General features: G+C 62.0%; 12 protein-coding genes. 5 read left to right on the top strand and 7 right to left on the bottom strand.

Translation table 11 applies throughout. The features are described 5' to 3' along the window. The first annotated feature begins 159 nt into the window (after window positions 1–159). From QMX86_RS21660 to QMX86_RS21645, 4 genes are all read left to right on the top strand, one after another. Window positions 160–1,017 (top strand): glucose 1-dehydrogenase, encoded by an 858-nt coding sequence (locus QMX86_RS21660; protein WP_282385572.1) that lies wholly within the window; start codon window positions 160–162, stop codon window positions 1,015–1,017. Between the two features lie 87 nt (window positions 1,018–1,104). Beyond that, complete coding sequence (locus QMX86_RS21655) at window positions 1,105–1,716, top strand: Yip1 family protein (RefSeq protein ID WP_016774823.1); 612 nt, start codon at window positions 1,105–1,107, stop codon at window positions 1,714–1,716. Between the two features lie 42 nt (window positions 1,717–1,758). Further along, window positions 1,759–3,102 (top strand): sodium:proton antiporter, encoded by a 1,344-nt coding sequence (locus QMX86_RS21650; protein ID WP_282385541.1) that lies wholly within the window; start codon window positions 1,759–1,761, stop codon window positions 3,100–3,102. A 27-nt stretch (window positions 3,103–3,129) separates the two neighbouring features. Then, window positions 3,130–3,579 (top strand): hypothetical protein, encoded by a 450-nt coding sequence (locus tag QMX86_RS21645; protein WP_240995582.1) that lies wholly within the window; start codon window positions 3,130–3,132, stop codon window positions 3,577–3,579. A 227-nt stretch (window positions 3,580–3,806) separates the two neighbouring features. On the opposite strand, the gene QMX86_RS21640 is transcribed toward QMX86_RS21645, so the two are convergent. The 4 genes from QMX86_RS21640 to QMX86_RS21625 all read right to left on the bottom strand — a co-directional run bounded on the left by QMX86_RS21640 (window position 3,807) and on the right by QMX86_RS21625 (window position 10,310). Further along, entirely contained in the window at window positions 3,807–4,340 is a 534-nt protein-coding gene (locus QMX86_RS21640) for a hypothetical protein (protein WP_016774826.1), read from the bottom strand. 78 nt (window positions 4,341–4,418) lie between these two features. After that, on the bottom strand, window positions 4,419–6,338 hold the full coding sequence (locus tag QMX86_RS21635; protein WP_282385537.1) for a PAS domain-containing sensor histidine kinase: 1,920 nt from the start codon (window positions 6,336–6,338) through the stop codon (window positions 4,419–4,421). Continuing rightward, a complete protein-coding gene (locus QMX86_RS21630) occupies window positions 6,331–8,661 on the bottom strand; it encodes an ATP-dependent DNA helicase (RefSeq protein ID WP_282385534.1) in 2,331 nt (776 codons plus the stop codon). The genes QMX86_RS21635 and QMX86_RS21630 overlap by 8 nt, the downstream gene beginning before the upstream one ends. Then, a complete protein-coding gene (locus tag QMX86_RS21625) occupies window positions 8,658–10,310 on the bottom strand; it encodes a VRR-NUC domain-containing protein (protein ID WP_282385532.1) in 1,653 nt (550 codons plus the stop codon). Before QMX86_RS21625 ends, QMX86_RS21630 begins: the two co-directional genes overlap by 4 nt. A 195-nt stretch (window positions 10,311–10,505) precedes the next feature. Here QMX86_RS21625 and QMX86_RS21620 point away from each other — a divergent pair, with 195 nt between their 5' ends. Then, window positions 10,506–10,730, top strand: a complete 225-nt coding sequence (locus tag QMX86_RS21620) for a YgdI/YgdR family lipoprotein (protein ID WP_016774830.1) — start codon at window positions 10,506–10,508, stop codon at window positions 10,728–10,730. A gap of 229 nt (window positions 10,731–10,959) precedes the next feature. On the opposite strand, the gene QMX86_RS21615 is transcribed toward QMX86_RS21620, so the two are convergent. From QMX86_RS21615 to QMX86_RS21605, 3 genes are all read right to left on the bottom strand, one after another. Further along, complete coding sequence (locus QMX86_RS21615; protein WP_282385574.1) at window positions 10,960–12,813, bottom strand: polyurethanase; 1,854 nt, start codon at window positions 12,811–12,813, stop codon at window positions 10,960–10,962. A gap of 321 nt (window positions 12,814–13,134) precedes the next feature. Further along, a complete protein-coding gene (locus QMX86_RS21610; protein WP_282385530.1) occupies window positions 13,135–16,212 on the bottom strand; it encodes an autotransporter serine protease in 3,078 nt (1,025 codons plus the stop codon). A 217-nt stretch (window positions 16,213–16,429) separates the two neighbouring features. Next, on the bottom strand, window positions 16,430–19,375 hold the full coding sequence (locus QMX86_RS21605) for an autotransporter serine protease (protein ID WP_282385528.1): 2,946 nt from the start codon (window positions 19,373–19,375) through the stop codon (window positions 16,430–16,432). Window positions 19,376–19,595: the final 220 nt, after the last annotated feature.

The following is a 19,595-nucleotide window of genomic DNA, read 5'->3' as shown; positions in this document are numbered from 1 at the left end:
CGTCTCCATTTTTCTCGTCTGACAGACCGCTTGCGCGAGCAGGCTCGCTCCCACATTGGTTTTGCATAGCCAACTAAATCCAGCGCAAATCCGATCGAACTCAAGGCAAAGCCACCGGGTCAACCCGGAACACTGGCCTTGAAATCAGGAGACCCTGCGATGACTGACTTTCCAAAACCACCCTTCCCGAAACAAGCCCAACCGGTGCCCGGCTCGCAACGCAAGATGGAGCCGTATCCAGACTGCGGCGAGCAGAGTTACGTCGGTTCCGGCCGCCTCGCCGGCAAGATCGCGCTGATCACCGGCGCCGACAGCGGCATTGGTCGCGCAGTGGCGATTGCCTTCGCCCGTGAAGGCGCCGACGTCGCCGTGGCGTACTTGAATGAACACGAAGACGCCAAGGAAACCGCACGCTGGGTCGAGCAGGCCGGGCGTCAATGCATCCTGCTGCCGGGCGATATCGCCGAGAAAGCACAGTGCCAAGCGCTGGTCGACAAGACTGTCGAGCGCTTTGGCCGCATCGACATTCTGGTCAACAACGCCGCGTTCCAGATGACCCACGAAAACTTCGAGGAAATCCCCGATGACGAATGGGTGATGACCTTCGACGTGAATATCACCGCCATGTTCAGGATTTGCCAGGCGGCGATCAAGCACATGCGCCCCGGTTCGTCGATCATCAACACCAGCTCGGTCAACTCGGACATGCCCAAGCCGACCCTGCTGGCCTACGCCACCACCAAAGGCGCAATCGCCAACTTCACCGGTGGCCTGGCGCAGATGCTCGGGCCGAAGGAAATCCGCGTCAACAGCGTCGCCCCAGGTCCGATCTGGACGCCGCTGATCGTCTCGACCATGCCCGATGAAGAAGTACAGAACTTCGGCGGCAGCACCCCGCTCGGCCGTCCCGGCCAACCGGTGGAAGTCGCGCCGATTTACGTGCTGCTGGCCTCCGACGAAGCCAGCTATATCACCGGCCAGCGCTACGGCGTGACCGGCGGCAAACCGATGCTGTAACCGTGCAGCAGAAAAACTGAACCCGAGCGGCATGGCATCTCTCCATACCTGTAAGCGCCTACGGGCCAACAGGAACAGGAGGTTGTCATGTCCGCCCCCCTCGTCAGACTCTTCACCCAACCCAACTTCGCCTGGACCGATATCCGCCGCGAAGAAGAAACCCATCCCCGCCACTATCTCGCGCATCTGCTGCTGCTCGCGCTGATTCCGGCCGTGTGCCTGTTCATCGGCACCACCCAGGTCGGCTGGAGCCTCGCCGTGGGTGAAAACGTGCGACTGAGCACGGCCAGCGCCCTGCAACTGAGCGTGTTGCTGTACGTGACGATCGTCGCGGGTGTGGCGATTATCGGCGGGTTTATCAGATGGATGTCGCGATCATTCGATGCGCGGCCAACGCTCAATCAATGCATCGGTTTTGCCGCCTACACGGTGACGCCGTTTTTCCTCGCCGGCATTGCCGGGCTGTACCCGAGCCGCTGGCTGGCGATTCTGGTGCTCGGCGCCGCGTCGATCTATTCGACGTTTCTGCTGTTCGTCGGCCTGCCGACCTTCATGCATGAGCGTAAAGAGCAAGGACTGCTGTATTCGGCGTGCGTGTGGGGCGTTGGCCTGCTGGTGCTGGTGACCATGCTGGTGTCGATGATTCTGCTGTGGTTCAACGTGCTCATTCCCGAGTACCTGCGCACGACCGTGAGCTGAGCCGGTGCGCCTGTCTTTGAGAATTCACCGCAGTGAGCGGTCATGAGTTTCGGCGTATGGGTCGCGGTGCTCGGCGCCGTGCTGCTGACGCTGGCCCTGACGTCGTCATGGTTGCGCTGGATGCCGGTCACCACCTCGGCGGTGTGTCTGCTGCTGGGCATCGCCATCGGCCCCAGTGGCCTCGACCTGCTGCAATTGCCGCTGGAAGAATCGTCGTTGTGGATGGAGCACCTGACGGAAGTCGCGGTGCTGTTTTCCTTGTTCGTCTGCGGTTTGAAGTTGCGCCTGCCACTGCGCAACAAGACCTGGCGCATCGCTTTTGGCCTGGCCGGGCCGGTGATGATTCTGAGCATTATCGGCGTGTGCCTGCTGTTGCACTGGGGCCTGCAATTGCCGTGGGGACCGTCATTGCTGATCGGCGCGATTCTGGCGCCGACCGACCCGGTGCTCGCCGCACTGGTGCAGGTCAATGATGCGCAGGACATCGACAGCGTGCGTTTCGGCCTCTCCGGTGAAGCCGGGCTCAATGATGGCGTGGCTTTCCCCTTTGTATTCCTCGGCTTACTGCTGTTGCACACCGACGGCAGTTTCAGCGACTTGCAACAGTGGTTTTTAAACGATTTGCTCTGGGCAGTGCCGGCAGGTCTGTTAATCGGTTACGGCATGGGTCGCGGCATCGGCCGGATCGCCCTGTTGCTGCGCATTCACAACGAGGACAGCACCCTCGGCCCCAACGATTACCTGACCCTCGCGCTGATTGCGCTGTCCTACGTGGTGGCCGACGCCATTGGCGGCTACGGCTTTCTCGCGGTCTTCGCTGCTGGCCTGGGGCTGCGTCAGGAGGAAGTCAAATCCACGGGCATCACCCAGGCACCTGCCGAGCACCTGGTGCAGCCGGTGGTCGGTCATCAGAACGTCGAACCGCAGAACGCCGTGCATGGCGATACCGAGCAACTGGAAGACAGCCAGGTTGCAGCGGGGATCATGATGGGCGACATGCTGGCGTTCGGCAGTCTGGTCGAGCGGGCGATGGAAGTGTTTCTGGTGACCCTGCTCGGCGTCGTGCTGATAGCGCACTGGGACTGGCGGGCCTTGTGGATCGGCGCGGTGCTGTTTTGCCTGATTCGTCCGCTGAGCGTGGCGCTGATGCCGTGGGGCAACCTACTCAGCGGGCCGCAGCGTTTGTTGATCGGATGGTTTGGCATTCGCGGCATCGGCAGCCTGTTCTATCTGTTCTTCGCCTTGAACCATGGCCTGGAGTCCGACGTGGCCAAGGTCTGCACCGACATCACTTTGTCGGTGGTGGCCCTGAGCATTCTGCTGCATGGCATCAGTACACAACCGATGCTGGCGCGCTATGAACGTCTGAAGCAACGAAAAAGCTGATTCGTTGGCCGCTGCGCTTGACTGGAAATGATCGAAGATTTTTCTGCAAAAAAATGGATCGCCGGGCGCGACCCAACGGTCACAACTTTAACCGCGCCAATCATCAGCGCGGCCCGGCAGGTTAGGTTCCCCTGCGGTGAACAGCCTATCAAACGGAACCCCGACACAAACAAGGTCACGGTCATGAACGAATGCTCGACTCCTGCGCAAATCAAGGCTTGCAGAGCACTGGCTCTGGAACGCAATCGTCAACTGTTCGAAGAAGCCCACGAACTGAACCGAGCGGCCAACGCGCTGCTGGAACAGACGCCGACCGACTTCGAACGCTTTGAGCAATACCGGGCACTGCGCAAGAAAGCCGATGCGAAATTTGAAGATGCGATTGATCATCTGTGTGTGCTGAATGAGGATTTCCCGCCGATTCCGGCGGCGGTGCAGAATGTTGTAAGTGCGCGGCGTGAGCTGGAAACTGCGTAATAAAAGTCAAAAGCCCCTCACCCTAGCCCTCTCCCCGAGGGAGAGGGGACTGACCGGGGTGTTTTTTCGTTATTCATCGACCTGAAAAATCGAGTCGAATACAAATTTTGAAAAGCCTGAAAATCTGCTCCCTTTCCCCCTCGCCCCCTTGGGGGAGAGGGCTGGGGTGAGGGGGTAAAAATCTCATTAACACCACAACATCCAGCACCTGTCCCGACCAATCCACCTCAAGGATTGGTCACCTGAATAAACACCGCATACACCCCCAACATCACCCAGAACGTGGCAAAAATCCAAGGCGTGCGCACCGAGAACAGCAGCGACTTGCGATAGCCCTTGTGGCTCGATTCCATTTCGCTGAACAGTGGTGACTCGTCATACGCCGCGCCCATCACCGGCTCGCTGTGCAGCAACTGGCTCTGTTTGAAGTGCCAGTGATCGATGATGTCGTATGCCGCACGAATCCCCGGCCAGGCATTCAATGAACTGAGCACCCCGAGCAGCGCGAGAAACGGCGGCACGACGAGGGTGAACATCTTGCCCCACTCCGGATTGAGGTTGGCCATGCACGAGGCGAAAGCGATCACCAGAAACGACTGCGCCGCCAGGTAGGCGTCGGTACGGTTTGCGAGGATGCTGGTTTCGTACTGGATTTCCCGGCGATAGAAATCCAGGCGCTCCTTGGGTGAGCCAAACATCTTGGCGTCGTGTTCGGCCAAGGCTTCTTCAACAGCGCTTGGCTGGGTCAATATGCGAGACAAGAGACGTGCCCTCCAAAAGTGAACAAGACTTTTGGAAAGGCACGCGTCAGCACTAGTTCAGCCGGATCGACCAGCGAGTCACTTCATCGATTGAGCGATGATCTGCACCAGACTCGCTTGGGTAAACGGTTTCGGCAGACGCGGCAGTTGAGCGGCAAAACCCTCGAGGCGTTCGGCATATCCAGTGGCGAGAATGATCGGCAGATCCGGCTTGAGCATGCGCAAGGCATGGGCCAGTTGCGCGCCGCTCATTTTTGGCATGGCCATGTCGGTGATCACCAGATCGATCACTTCGCCCTGATCGAACAGCGCCAGCGCCTGGGCGCCGGTGGTCGCGCCGATGACGCGATGGCCGAGGTCTTCCAGCAACAGACTGGTGCTGGTCAGCACCAGCGAATCGTCATCGACCACCAGCACGCTGAGTCGCGGTACTGCGATCGGCGCTGCGTTGCTGTACGCCGGGCGACTGGCCGTACGCTCAAGCGCCACCGGAATCCACAGCTCGGCCGCCGTACCCTGGCCCTTCTCGCTTTTCAGAATAAAGCGCCCGCCCAACTGCTCGATGAAGCCGTGCACCATCGACAAGCCCAGCCCGGTGCCTTTGCCCAGGCCTTTGGTGGTGAAGAACGGATCACGGGCGCAGGCCAGCGTGGCTTCGTCCATGCCTTCGCCGCTGTCGATCAGGCTCAGGCACACGTAACGCCCCGCCGCGAGGGTCGAATGAGTTTGTTCCAGCACCACCTCGGCTTGCGCCTGAATGATCACCGTGCCGCCGTCGGGCATGGCATCGCGGGCATTGGTGGCGAGATTGAGGATCGCCAGTTCCAGCTGATTGCTATCGGCCAGCACTGGCTGCAGGTCGTCGGGAAAGCGTGTTTCGATACGAATGCCCGGTCCGAGCGAACTGCGCAGCAGCCCGGTGATGCCTTGCACCAATTGCGGGATATCCACCGATTCGGTCTTCAGTTCCTGACGCCGGGCGAAGGCCAGCATGCGCTGGGTCAGCGAAACACCACGCAAGGCTCCTTGGGTGGCGTTTTCCAGCAGTCGAGCGATTTTCGGCGCGTCGCCGATGCGTTTCTGCACGATCTCGAGGTTGCCGAGAATCACCGTCAGCAGGTTGTTGAAGTCATGGGCGATACCGCCGCTAAGTTGGCCGATCGCCTGCATCTTCTGCGCCTGGAACAACGCCTCGCGGGTCTTTTCCAGGGCCTGCTGCGCTTCGTGGGCCTCAGTGACATCGCGGGTGATCTTGGCGAAGCCGAGCAACGCGCCGGTGTCGCCGCGAATCGCATCAACCACCACGTGGGCAAGAAAGCGCGTGCCGTCCTTGCGCATCCGCCAGCTGCGGTTCTCGAAGCGGCCTTCGCGGGTGGCAATCTCCAGCGAACGCTGCGGCTCGCCGAGTTCGCGGTCTTCGGGGGTGTAGAAAATCGAAAAATGCTGGCCGATGATTTCTTCCGGCAAATAGCCCTTGATGCGCTGCGCGCCCTGGTTCCAGTTGCTGACGCAGCCTTCGGGGCTGAGCATGTAGATCGCGTAATCGGTGACGCCCTGCACCAGCAGGCGGAACTGCTGTTCGCTTTGCTTGAGGGTCTCCTCGGCCATTTTGCGGTCGGTGAGGTCACGGGTGATCTTGGCGAAACCGAGCAATTCGCCGTTGGGGTCGATGATCGGATCGATCACCACGTGCGACCAGAAGTGCGTGCCGTCCTTGCGCACGCGCCAGCCCTCGCCTTCGAAGCGACCTTCACGGATCGCTGTGTCCAGCGCCCGTTGCGGCATGCCGTTGGCGCGGTCTTCAGGGGTATAGAAGCGCGAGAAGTGCTCGCCGATGATTTCCGCTTCTTCGTAGCCCTTGAAGCGTTTGGCGCCGGAGTTCCAACTGGTGATGGTACCGTCGGGGTCGATCATGTAGATCGCATAGTCGACAACCGCGTCGATCAGCAGCCGGAAACGGCTGTCTTCGATCGCTGCGGTTCTGTTGTTCTCACTCATCACACTCACCAGCCACTGTCATGGGCTGAAGTATGCGTGAATCCGTCGATTTGAACAGCGCCGGTTCGCTTTTGATCGCCCACCAGCGCGGCAGCAGTTGCTGGATGCGGCTTTCGGCAAAGCGGTCATCAATGAGCATGACCGTGCCGCGATCCTCGCGGGTGCGGATCACCCGCCCGGCGGCTTGTACGACTTTTTGCATGCCCGGGTACAGATAGGTGTAGTCGTAGCCGGCGCCAAAAATGGCGGCCATGCGCCGCTTCATCTGCTCGTTGACCGGGTTGAGCTGCGCCAGCCCCAGCGTGGCGATGAACGCGCCGATCAGCCGCGCGCCGGGCAAATCGATGCCCTCGCCAAACGCGCCGCCCAACACCGCAAACCCCACACCCTGGCTGTCGGCGCTGAACTGGTCGAGAAACGCCTGCCGCGCGCCCTCGGCCATGCCCCGCGATTGCAGCCACTGAGTGATGCGCGGATGGCGCTCGGCCAATAAGGTCGCGACCTGTTGCAGGTAATCGAAACTGCTGAAGAACGCCAGATAATTGCCCGGGCGCTCGCTGAACTGACGGGCGATCAGTTCGACGATCGGCTCCAGCGAGGCCTGGCGATGGTTAAAACGCGTGGAGATCTGGCTGACGATGTGCACCTGCAACTGCTCGGCGCTGAACGGCGATTCGACGTCGATGCACACCTTGTCGGCGGGCGTGCCGAGCAGGTCGGCGTAGTAGTTGCGCGGGCTCAGCGTGGCCGAGAACAGCACACTGCTGCGCGCCGCGCTCAGGCGCGGGCCGATGAACGCCGCCGGCACCACATTGCGCAGGCACAGTTGCGACAGTGGACGCTTGCGGTCGAGGTCGCGTTTGCTGATATCGAACAGGTAATGCTCGTCGTACAGCTCGGCGACCCGGGCAAATTGCAGCAAGTCGAAATAGAAGTTCTGCAGACCGCTGTCGAGGCCTTGCGGATGTTCGTTGAGGTAATCGCCAATGGCCGCGCAACACAGCGAGATGGCGTGCAGGAGCTTGTCCGGCGCCTTGTCGTACGCCTGATACGCCGCCAGTTGCGGCGCATGCAGCGCGTTCCATTCGCGGTTGACCCGTTGCAGGGCATTCTTCAACGCTGCGGGCGCGGTTTTGCGCACGCTGGCGAGGGTGAACTGGTCGAGGCTGGCGCTGTACATCTGCCGGCCGCGCTCGACCAGGTTGTGCGCCTCGTCGGCGAGCACCGCGACTTTCCACTGATTGAGCTGGGCCAGACCGAACAGCAGCGCGCTGAAGTCGAAGTAATAGTTGTAGTCGGCAACCACCACATCCGCCCAGCGGGCCATTTCCTGACTGAGATAGTACGGGCACACGCTGTGCTGCGCGGCGACTTCACGCATCGCCGCCTGATCCAGCAGATTGATATGGCTGGCAGATTCGCGGGCAGCCGGCAGGCGATCATAAAAACCTTGGGCCAACGGACAGGATTCACCGTGGCAGGCCTTGTCCGGGTGTTCGCAGGCCTTGTCGCGGGCGACCATTTCCATCACCCGCAGCGGCAAATCCGGCGTTTGCCTGAATAACACCTGGCTGGCATCCAGCGCCAGCTTGCGTCCGGGAGTCTTGGCGGTGAGAAAGAACACCTTGTCCAGTTGCTGCGGCGCCAAGGCCTTGAGCATCGGAAACAGCGTGCCAAGGGTTTTGCCGATGCCGGTCGGCGCCTGGGCCATGAGGCAGCGGCCGGTGCTGACGGCTTTGAACACTGATTCGGCCAGATGCCGTTGGCCGGGACGAAAATCCGCGTGCGGGAACGCCAGTTGCTGCGCGGCCAGATTGCGCGCTTCGCGATGGGTCATTTCCTGCTCGGCCCATTGCAGGAACAAAGCGCACTGCTGCGCGAAAAACTTCTGAAGCGACTCGGCGCTGTGGGATTCAACCAGGCAGGTTTCCTTTTCGCTGACGACGTCGAAATACACCAGCGCCAGATTGATCTGCTGCAATTGCAGTTTCTGGCACATCAACCAGCCGTAGATTTTCGCCTGCGCCCAGTGCAACTGGCGGTGATTGGCCGGTTGCTTGCTCAGGTCGCCGCGATAGGTTTTGACTTCTTCCAGGCAGTTTTGCGCCGGATCGTAGCCATCCGCCCTGCCCTTGACCTTCAACTCGCCGAACTCACCTTGCAGCGCCACTTCGCTCTGGTACTGCTCGCTGCGCCGCGAGGCCACGGTGCGATGGCCGACGATGCCTTCCAGCGCGGTCGGTGACGGGGTGAAGCGCAGGTCGAGGTCGCCGGTCTTGGCGGTGAACTCGCACAGTGCACGCACGGCAACGCTGTAGCTCAAGCGCTCTGCTCCGCCCATTGCACGTAACACACGGCCACCGGCATTTGATGCTCGTGGCAGAACTCCAGCCAGCGCAGCTGATTGTCCTGCAAGCGGTCGCCGGGGCCTTTGACTTCGATCATGCGGTAGGTCTTGTGCTGCGGCCAGAACTGGATCAGGTCCGGCATGCCGGCACGGTTGGCCTTGATGTCGAGCAGCAATCGGTTGAACCAGTGTTTCAGGTGTTCGGCGGGCAGACAGGCCAGCGCCTGCTCCAGCAAGTCTTCGTTGAGCGCGCCCCAGAACACGAATGGCGACTGGATGCCCCACTTGTCGACGAAGCGCTGGCGAATCGTCTCGGCGTAGCGGCCGTCATCGAGTTCGCCCAAACAGGCCTGGAACAGCTCGGCGCGGCGCTCGAGGAAGTCTTCGCTGAGCAGATCGACCGGACCGCGCTGGAACGGGTGGAAAAACGCACCCGGCAACGGCGCGAAGATCGCCGGCCAGCACAACAGGCCGAACAGTGAATTGATCAGGCTGTTCTCGACGTAATGCACCGGGCCGTCATCGGCGTGCAAGTGCGCTTGCACATGAAACTCCACCGACCGCGCCGGATCGATGCGCGGCAAGTGCAAGTCGAGGCGCTCGACCTCTCTCGCCTTGGCACGCTTGAGCGGCGGGCCACCGAGTTTGCGCCGCAGGCGCGGGACGATGCGCTGCAAGCCTTGCTGCTCGGCCGCGCTTTGCGGTGCCTGTTCGGCCAGCGTGCCGAGTTCCAGCGCCAATGCGTATTCGCCGCAGCGTTCGAGCACACGGATCATCCGCAGTCGTGCGCCCGGGTAGGCGCAGTCGCGGTAAACACTCAGGGCCAGGGCAAAGTCGCCGATGCGCTCGGCGTACTGGCCGATCTGGAACAACGCCTTGGCTTGTCGGCGGCGCAGCCACGGGTTGTCGAATTGCACGGCGTTGATCTGTTCGACGATCTCGTCCAGCGCTTCACCGGCTTCGAAGCGCAACTGGCATTGATGCAGGAACAGGCAGGCGTCGACGTCTTCGCGGCTGCGCAGGCCTCGGGAGTCGGCGCAGAACTCGACTTTTTCATAAGTGAAGATGCCCAGGTCGGCCAGCACGAACTCCGACCAGTCCAGATACAGATTGCCGAAGAACATCAGGCGCAGGCGATCGCACAGGTCCATCAGGGTCAGGCTGAACAGCCGCTCAGCCAGTTGCGGCGCCCAGACACGCAGGGGCTGCGCCTCGCTGAACTGTTCGGCCAGCACGGGCAGCCATTCGTCCTTGCGCCCTTTCGGTTGATCGATAATGGTGCCGAACGCTTGCAGCAGCTCGGCCTTGAGCAAGACATCGAACAGCTCCGCCAAGGTCAGCGCCGCGTGTTCATCAAGCCAGCCGCGATCGAGCAACGGCTGCGCCGCCTTAGCGATGTCGCCGATTTCCAAGTAATTGAGTTTGCTCGCGCGAAAGTGAATGCCCTTGCGCATGACCATGCGCACCAGCAATCCCTGCGAGGCTTGCGGCAGCGTATTGAAGTCGCGGATGAAGCCGTGCTCGCTAGTGCTCATCACATCGGCATAGCGAAGCCCAAGCCAATCAAGCACTTGCCGGAAGTTGTTGAGGTAATAGAACGGATCGTCGAGAGGGTTGGAGGTCACGGGAATTCAAAGCCACGGCAAGCGAACACTGGTTATGCGTACAGATAACAGCTCAGCCCCGCCCGGCGCAAACGGAAAAAGATCAATGGCATTTTTTCGTGCCGCCATCGAACTTTTCCGCCGCTGCTGGCACCAACCGCGTTACAGGGCCGACAATGCCCGCAATCACATTCAAGCAAGGAGTCAGAGGTGGGTATGAAAATCAAGATGCTGGGCATTCCTGTAGCGGTCGCCGCCCTGTTGGCGCTGGGCGGCTGTTCGACCCAGACCGTGGTGACGTTGCAGAACGGCACCCAGTACCTGACCGAGGACATGCCGAAGACCGAGACCGAGGACGGTTTCTATGAGTTCGAGGATATTTCCGGCGCCAAGGTCAAGGTTCGCGCCGATGAAGTAGCGACCGTGCGCAAGGAAGACTGACTTGGCTTGAATGATCGTTCCCATGCGCAGCAAAGGAATGCCTCCACGGACGCTCCGCGTTCGGCTCTCGAGTGGGACGCAGAGCGTCCCGGGCTGCATTCCCACGCGGAGCGTGGGAACGATCACATCGCAGCCTTCGGCAGCTCCTGGCAGGGATTTGTGAACGACACAGATCCAGTGTGGGAGCGAGCTTGCTCGCGAAGGGGCCGGCACAGGCCCTGCATCAACCTCAGGCGATGACAACCCCGTCGGCGCTCAAGCTCCCCAGCGCCACCCCCACCAACGTCACCGAATCCCCGCCAAACGTCAGCACGGTATCCTGCCCGACCGCCGACGCATGGGCACGGAAATCATCCCCCGGCAACACGCCCTGCACGCCAAGAAACACCAGTTTGTCATCGGCCGTGTAGCCAACCACACGATCCTGGCCAAACGCGCCGTTGAACAGAAACGTATCCACCCCGCCGCCCGATTCCAGCAGGTCATTGCCAGCACCACCGACAAACACGTCATTGCCCGCACCGCCGAGCAAATGATCATTGCCCTCCAGCCCGAACAGCCAGTCACCGCCGGCATGCGCCTTGAGCATGTCAGCACCGGCCGTGCCTTTTACGTTCGATTCATAAGCGGTGAGGTTACTGCCGACTTTCAACCCCGTGGCCGTGACGCTGTGCAGCACGTCGTCCTTGAACACGCCCCAGAGAAAACCCGGCTCTTTGCTGACGATGCTGCCAATGTCACGGGTGATGCTGATCCCGCCGTTGGCATCGCGGATGTACAGGTGGCCAGCCCCGTCGTTGGCGAAATCGAAGTTCTTCACCGTCTGCTGCAAGTCGAGGGTGTTGCTGCCCTGCCCACCCAGAATGATGTTGTAGCCGCCGCTGTCGCGGAAGCTGTCATTGCCGGCGCGCCCCTCCAGATAGTCGTTACCGCTGCCGCCCTGGATCAGGTCGTTGCCGTCACTGCCGATGATGAAGGTGTTGCCCTTGTGGGTTTCGGCGTTGCGGTTGAGGTCCTGCACCCACGTGCTGGCCCGCGCCGGGTCGGACAGGTTGGCGACGATGATTGTCGAGTCGCGGCTGGTCAGGTCGTAGAACTTCGATTCCAGCACGCGGGTCATGCCGTCGCCGTAGCCAGTGGGCAGGTGCGAAATCCACGTCGGGATATTCAGGATCGAATACGGCAGCACGTTCCAGGCGTTCGAGGCGTAGTGATCGTTGAAGCTGACGATGTTGTCGGTGGTCGAGGCATGCGGCGCGTCGTGCACACCCACCGAGGCACTGCTGAAGGTCGAACCGTCGAGGGCGCGAAACACCGGGTCGTTTTCGTAGCCGATATTCAGCACCTTGTCGCCGCTGCTCTGGGTCGGCGAGGCGTAGGCGATGTAGTTGGAATCAGCGAAAAACCCGCCCCACTTGCCAGCGCTCAAATCAGCCATGCTGTTCACCGCCAGACCGCCCAGGCTGTGGCCGCTGACCAGCACGTCTTTGCCGCTGAGGCCGTTGGCCCGGGCAAATGCGACGACATCGTTGAGCAGATTGCCGAAGGCTTCGCCGACGTAGTTTTTTGCGTAATCGGCCGGGCCGAACGCCGCGAGCAGATCGTTGATCACGTCGCCAATCGAATCACCGATGAGGATTTCGCGCGGGCCGCTGGTGCCGCGAAAGGCGATCCCCAGTTCGGTGAGGTGACCCTGAGCGTCGTACTTGCCGAGAATTTCCACTTGCGCGCTGGTGTAGCCGGCCTTCTCGCCGAAGAATGTCCCGCGTGCGTCGGTCTTGCCGTCGTAGCCCAATTGCGCCGCGCTGATCGGCGCCCAGCCGGCCTTTTGCAGGGCCTCGAGGGCGAGTTTTTCCGAATCGGGATTCCACGGGATACCGGGGATCACCCCTTGTGAACCGGTGCCGCCGATCAGCGCAGTGACCAGCGTCGCCGGCAGACCGAGGCCGAAGCCGTTGTGCTGGTAACCGGCGGCGAAGCCGTTATCGAGGTTGTGATAGGAATACAGCGTGATTGCCATGGCATCGCTGAACAGCGCCGCGGAATCGGCTGTGCCGAAGTTCTTGTAGTCGTATACACCCATTGCCATTGCCTCTCTTGTTGTTGGAATTGTCAGAGATAGCTCACAGCCAGAGCGCGAGGCTCCGGAGCATTCATTACATCGTGCACAGCCTCTGCAGGAACTGCCGAAGGCTGCGATCTTGTGGGACGCAGAGCGTCCCCGGCTGCATTCCCACGCAGAGCGTGGGAACGATCATGTGTACGCCGTACCTGTGGGAGCGAGCAGGCTCGCTCCCACATTTGGCTCTTCTGCACATTTGGATTTTTGTAATCGAACAATCCCATGTGCAGCGCTCCCTTTTCTTGAAAGACCGGCAGCCCATCAAGCGCTGCCGGTTACGCCTCAGAACTGCCAGTCGAGGGTCAGACCGACTCCGTGATCTTTCTCGTTCGAGCCGATCAGACCGTTGTAGTCGAGGTTGACCCGCACGTCGCGATTGAGTGCCAGCCCGGCGCGCACGCCGACCACGGCAGCGTCACGATCCATCGACACGCTCTGCACGGTGAAGGCGCTGTTGCCGTTGGTGAAGGCCAGATGGCTGTCGGCATCGACGCTGCTCAGGTTGTGCTGCCAGCCGAGGCTGGCGCCCAGTTCCAGCTGATGCTTGTCCGACACGGCAAAACTGCGCTTGGCGCGCACGCCGAGGGTCGACAGCACCACGTCGCGGTTGTCTTCACCACCCTTGAGCGCGGCAGCGTCACCCTTTTCGGTGAAGCTGTCGGTGTTGAGGTGCACGTAGGACAGATTGGCGAACGGCTCCAGGTTCATCGGTTGCAGGCCCAGATCGTAAGCGGCCTCGGTGAACAGTTGCGCGGTGGTCGCGTCACGTTTGGTTTTCTGTTTGCCGCTGACGTCGCCGAACTGCAGATCACGTTTGACGTCGATGCGATGCCAGCTGTAGGCGCCGCCGACCGTCAGGCGCAACGCGTCGATTTCATGGCCCAGATACGCACCCAAGTGGTAGCTGTCGACCGACGCCGACGAATGCGTGCCGCTGCCCATGCTCAACGAGCTGTCGCTGTAACCGGTGACGAAACCGAGACGGGTATCTTCAGCAATCAGACCGTCGACGCCAGCCAGCAGCCCGCCGATGGAACTGTTGGAATCGGCATTGTCGTGTCCGCCGTCACTCTCGCCCCACGAGCCGAGGACCTTGACCCAGACGTTGCTGCGATCATCAGTCGGCGCATCGGCATTGAACAGATCACGCTCACGCAGGCGCTCGCCGACGGCTTCGCGCAGGTAGCGGCTGTCGTTGATCAGCAGCGTGCCGATGGCCGGGTGAATCTCGCCGGACAACTGTTGAAAGGCCTGCTGCGCCGACGCCGCGTTGGGCGACAGCAACAGGGTTTCGAACAGCGCATTGCCCGCACCCAAACGTTCGGCGGCGGCACCGACGGCGCGCTGGTTCGGCGTCAGACCGACGCTGGCGAACGCTGCCTCATTGCGTCCCACCGCCAGCTGAATGCCGCCCGCCGAGTAATCCAGAGTGCCGCCGAGGAAGGCGTAATTCGGCAAGACCTGCCCGAAGCGCCCTTCAATGCCGCCCGCCGCTTGCAGAATGTTGTAGCGGGTGCCGAGCAGGCTTTGCGCTTCGCCGGTGCTGAGCAAGGTCGGGCTGTTTTCCAGCGACAGGCTCACCGTGGCGCCGTCGATGACGGCTTTGCCGCCCGCGACGATCTGGTCGCTACTGGTTGGCGACAGCTCTACGGCGTAGGTCGAACCCGGCGCGAAAGTCACGTCACCTGCCACATTCAGGGTGCCGATGGAATTGCCCGGTGCCACCGTACCGCCGCTGTTCACTGCCAGCGCGCCGATGCGGCCATTGCCGCCGAGGATGCCGCCGTTGTTGACGGTGACCGCCGATTGCAGCGAACCGTTGATGGCCAGTCGACCCTGATTGACCAGGGTCGGGCCGCTGTAAGTGTTATTGCCGGTCAGCACCAGGGTGCCGATGCCTTGCTTGGTCAGACCGCCGTGGCCGCCAATGTCGTTGCGCCAGGTATCGAGGCCGCACGTGATGTCGCTGCACACGCGCTCGGTCGGTTTGCCTTGATCGATGATCGCGCCGATGCCCGGCAGATCGGCGACAAACTGGCCAGAGCCGTAAGCACCCTGCACGCGGAATTCCTCGGGAATGTCCTGCTCGGTGACGAACATCGCCGGGCCATCGATAGCCTTGCGCAGGTTGATCATGCCCCAGCCGTACAAGGCGTCGATGCCCGGTGCGCCGAGGTCGGTCGCAGTGGTGCGCAACACGCTGGCGACCTGATCGCCGGACATATACGGGAAGCGCTCCATCAGCACCGCGATGGAACCGGCCACGTGCGGCGCGGCCATCGAAGTGCCGTTGTAGTTTTTGTAGCCGGTGGTCAAGTTGTCGGCGTTGGTACCTTCGATGATCGAGCTGTAGATCTTGGTGCCCGGCGCCGAGACGCAGTAACTGGCGGTGTAGCCGCAACGCGAGGAGAACGTGCTGATCACGTACGGATTGGCGCTGGCGGTGTCCGGGTTCTGCTGCAATGCGGCGACGGTGATCCAGTTCGGCGCGATGTCCGGAACGAAGTAGCCGAGGCCGGCAATGGCATCCGGGTTGTTCAGGTTGTAGTCGTTGCCGGCGGCGAAAATGGTGACGATGCCGCTGCGTGCGGCGGCAATCGCGCCGTCGTAGGCGCCGCCAGGCTTGGTGCCGAGCAAGGTGCGGATTTCGTTGAACTGCAACTGCGCGTCGTTGACGGTGAAGTGCGGATACGCCGGATCGCGGCCGCCGAGGTCGAAGCGGTCGGTGATGCCGATGCCCCAGCTGTTGTTGATGATCCGCGCACCGCTGGCGATCAGCGCATCCCAACCGGCCTTGTACACCGCGCCGTCGTTGCCACGCACGATGCCGTCTTCAGGCCCCGGGTCGCCGTTGTCGGCGCTGATGATCTGCGCCCCGAACGCGACGCCGTGCATCACCCCGCCGTCGCGACTGCCCGCCGCGATACCGCCGACGTGGGTGCCATGGGCGCCGAGCTTGCCGTCGGAGCCGACCGAGGGCGAACCGTCATAGCGGAACGCGTCGCCGGCTTTCACCGGGATGTACGGGTCGGTGTATTCGCGGATGCCGCTGGTGACCAGGGTGACGACTTTGTTACTGCCAGAGAACTCCGGATGTGCAGCGTAGACGGGCTGATCGAAGATGCCCAGTTTCACGCCTTTGCCGGTGTAGCCGGCGGCGTAGGCGTAATCCGCGCCGATCGCGCCCAGGCCCCAGTCGGCCTTGAATTCATTGCTGCGCCAGCTCGACGGATCGCCGCTGCGGCCGTTCTCAACGTAAGGCGCTGCCTGTGCCATCGCACCGGCACAGAGCATGGCGACTGTCAGGGTTTTCAGGGCAAAGCGGCCACCCGATTGCGCGGGGGTATTGTTGTTATCCATCCACGACCTTCCTTAGTGATGTTGCGAAAAATCCGGTTGCCTTGATCGTTCCCACGCTCTGCGTGGGAATGCCTCTAGGGACGCTCCGCGTTCCAATGGGACGCAGAGCGTCCCGGGCTGCATTCCCACGCGGAGCGTGGGAACGATCAGGTTTTGCGACTGCTGCGCAGTCGAGCGGGGATAAATCCCCTCGCCACAGCGGCTCAAACACATGCAATCAGAACTGCCAGTTCAGGCTCAGCCCTACGCCATGCAGCTTCTCGCGGCTGGCCAGTTGGCCGTTGTAATCGAGGTTGACCCGCACGTCCTTGCTCAATGCCAGACTGGCCTGCACGCCGACCAGTGCGGCATCACGTACCAGCGCCGAACTCGCCACTGAGTACGGCGTGCCGCCGCTGGCAAAACGCAAATGCTGTTCTGATTCGATATCGCTGAGGCTGTGCTGCCAGCCGAGACGGGCACTGACATCCAGCGCTTGCTGGTTCGCCAGATTGAAGGTTTTGCTCGCGCGCACGCCCAAGGTGCTCAACACCGCATCGCGCTGATCGCCAGCGCTTTTCAGCGCAGCGGCATCGCCCTTCTCAGTGAAGCCTTCGGTGTCGAGATGCAGGTAGGTCAGGTTGGCGAACGGTTCCAGCGCCAACGCTTGCAACTGCAAGCGATACGCCGCCTCGGCGAAAACCTGAGTGGTGGTCGCATCGAGCTTGGCTTTCTGCTTGGCGCTGACCTCGTCGTATTGCAGATCGCGCTTCACATCGCCGCGATGCCAGCTGTACGCCGCACCGCTGCTCAAGCGCCAGGCGCCGATGTCGTGCCCGACGTAAGCGCCGAGGTGATAGCTGTCGACTTTTGCCGAGGAATGCGTGCCCGAGCCCATGCTCAAGGAGCTGTCGCTGTAGCCGGTGACCAGACCGATGCGGGTCTGCTCGTCCAGCGCGCCGTCGACACCGGCCAGCAGACCGCCGATCGAAGTGTTGTAGCCGGCCGTGTCGTGGCTGGAATCGGTACTGCCCCATGCGCCTAGGGCTTTAATCCAGCCGTTGCTGCGAGTCGCCGATTCATCGTGCAGCCGCTCGCCGAGTGCATCACGCAACTGGCGGCTGTCGTTGATCAGCATTGTCCCCAGCGCTGGATAAATCTCGCCGCTCAGTTGCTGGAAGGCTTGTCGCGCCGAGGCCTGAGTCGGTGCACGAAGAACGCTTTCGTAAACCGAATTGCCGGCGCCCAGCCCTTCGACTGCCGCCGCCACCGAACGCTGGTTCGGCGTTTGCCCGACGCTGGCGAAGCTTGTCGCGTTGCGTTGGATATTCAGCTGAATGCCGCTTGCGGCGTAGTCGAGAGCGCCGCCGATGAACAGGTAGTTCGGCACCACCGCAGCGAACTGTCCCTGCAAGCCGCCTGCCGCTTGCAGGATGTTGTACTGGCGGCCGAGCAGGCTTTGCGCTTCGGCGCTGCTGAGCAAGGTCGGGCTGTTTTCCAGCGCCAGGCTGACGCTGGCGCCGCTGACGGTTGCCGTGCCGCCGGCGACGATGCGGTCACTGCTGGTGGGCGATAGCTCAACGGCGTAGGTCGAGCCCGGGGCGAGTGTCACATCACCAGCGACGTTCAAGGTGCCGATGGAATTGCCCGGTGCGACCCGGCCACCGCTGTTGGCGGTCAACGCGCCGATGCGTCCGGAGCCGCCGAGGGTGCCGCTGTTGTTGACGGTGACCGCTGAGGTCAGCGAGCCGTTGACGGTCAGCAGACCGCCGTTGACGGTGGTCGGGCCGCGATAGGTGTTTGCGCCACTGAGCAGCAATTGCCCGGCTCCAGACTTGATCAGGCTGCCCTCATACACCCGGTTTGCCGCTGCCGCATCACGCAGCATGCCGACGGCGTAATCGGTCTGGTCCTGTTGACTGGCGCCGGCCGGGACACCGTTCTGCCAGCCTTTGTCCTGCAGGGTTTGCTGCCAGGCGCTGTGCTCGGCGAGGTCCTCGTTTTGACGCTGGAGCAGCGCGTTGTCGGAGATGTCGTTGCTCCAGACATCGCTCTGCCCTGCCCCCAGATTGGCATCGAACGCACCGAGCAATTGCCCCGGCCCGCGCAGCGCCCGGTCGAGGTTGGCGACGCCCCAACCGACGCGCTCGTTCGGTGCGTCCGTGACTGAGCCATCGAGCTGGGTGGCGGTGGTCAGCAGCACCTCGAGCGCCTGCTGGTTGTTCATGTACGGATAACGCTCCATCACCAGCGCCAGGGCACCGGTCGCATGCGGCGCCGCCATCGAGGTGCCGGATTTGGTCGCGTAGCCGCCGCCGGGAATGGTGCTGTCGATCTTCGCCCCCGGCGTGGTGATGCACCAGTATTTGGCGATGCCGCACTGGTTGTACTTCTGCTGATTGCTCTGATCGAGCCCGGACACCGCCAGCCAGTGACCTTCCAGATCCGGCTGAAAGTACGGCAGCGCCGAGCGCACGCTGGCGTTCGGGTAACCGCTGTTGCCGGCGCTGAAGACATTGATCACACCGCGCCGCGAAACGTCGGCAGCGGCGTCGAGCCAGGTGCCCTTGTTCCAGTGCTGCGCGTAGGCGGCGTGCAGATCCGCCAGGGTGCGATAGCTGACATCCGGCGGCTGACTGCCCCAACTGTTATTGATCGCCCGCACCCCGGCCTCGGCGAGGCTGTCGTAGACCGCTTTGAAATAACGCGGATCAGGGCCGGGTCCGAAAAGGAAACTGTCGTTCTTGTTGGTGTTGCCGACGTAGATTTGCGCGTTGTACGCCACCCCATGCATGCCGCTGCCGTCACGGGCGGCGCCCATGGTGCCGACCACGTGGGTGCCGTGGGAGTCGTTGTTCGGGTTGAGCGTGCCGTCGACGTTGAACGCTGAGCCATCGACGTAGCTGCCGCTGGCGGTTACCGGGTGATAACGGTCGGCGGAAAATTCGGGATGGGCGGCATCGAAACCGGAATCGAGCGCGCCGACCTTCACGCCCTTGCCGGTGATGCCGGCAGCGTAGGCCTGATCGGCCTGCATGCGTTGCAGGCCCCAGTCGCGCAGGAACTCGGCACTGCGCCAACTGGCCGGATTGCCGGGCTGGCCGGGTTCCAGGTATTGCGCCTGCGTTGCCGAGGTCACCAGCAACAGCGTGCCGAGCGAAATCGGTTTGATGCGTACGTCCATGGTCATCACTCTCGTTTTTGTTGTTTTGTTCAGGGCTGAATTGCGGTGCCGCCTGTTCCCCTCACCCCAGCCCTCTCCCCGAGGAGAGGGGGCCGATTTGTGTTGATGTCAAAACCTGCGTCCAGCTCGGTGGTTCAGGTCGATGCAGCTATCGCAGGCCACTCGGTCAGCCCTCTCCCTGTGGGAGAGGGCGCCGACCGTGTTGTCTTCAGTCATTCAG

The sequence above is a fragment of the Pseudomonas sp. PS01270 genome, from assembly GCF_029959775.1.
Classification (GTDB): Bacteria; Pseudomonadota; Gammaproteobacteria; order Pseudomonadales; family Pseudomonadaceae; genus Aquipseudomonas; species Aquipseudomonas atacamensis.
Note: the sequence above shows the minus strand (reverse complement) of the source record. Positions and strands in the feature narration are given on the sequence as shown.

Excerpts from the sequence above, each read along its gene's own strand:
- QMX86_RS21655 (WP_016774823.1), top strand. The coding sequence starts at position 1,105 with ATGTCCGCCCCCCTCGTCAGACTCTTCACCCAACCCAACTTCGCCTGG.
- QMX86_RS21610 (WP_282385530.1), bottom strand. The coding sequence starts at position 16,212 with ATGGATAACAACAATACCCCCGCGCAATCGGGTGGCCGCTTTGCCCTG.
- QMX86_RS21620 (WP_016774830.1), top strand. The coding sequence starts at position 10,506 with ATGAAAATCAAGATGCTGGGCATTCCTGTAGCGGTCGCCGCCCTGTTG.
- QMX86_RS21645 (WP_240995582.1), top strand. The coding sequence starts at position 3,130 with ATGATCGAAGATTTTTCTGCAAAAAAATGGATCGCCGGGCGCGACCCA.
- QMX86_RS21635 (WP_282385537.1), bottom strand. The coding sequence starts at position 6,338 with ATGAGTGAGAACAACAGAACCGCAGCGATCGAAGACAGCCGTTTCCGG.
- QMX86_RS21605 (WP_282385528.1), bottom strand. The coding sequence starts at position 19,375 with ATGGACGTACGCATCAAACCGATTTCGCTCGGCACGCTGTTGCTGGTG.
- QMX86_RS21650 (WP_282385541.1), top strand. The coding sequence starts at position 1,759 with ATGAGTTTCGGCGTATGGGTCGCGGTGCTCGGCGCCGTGCTGCTGACG.
- QMX86_RS21615 (WP_282385574.1), bottom strand. The coding sequence starts at position 12,813 with ATGGGTGTATACGACTACAAGAACTTCGGCACAGCCGATTCCGCGGCG.
- QMX86_RS21660 (WP_282385572.1), top strand. The coding sequence starts at position 160 with ATGACTGACTTTCCAAAACCACCCTTCCCGAAACAAGCCCAACCGGTG.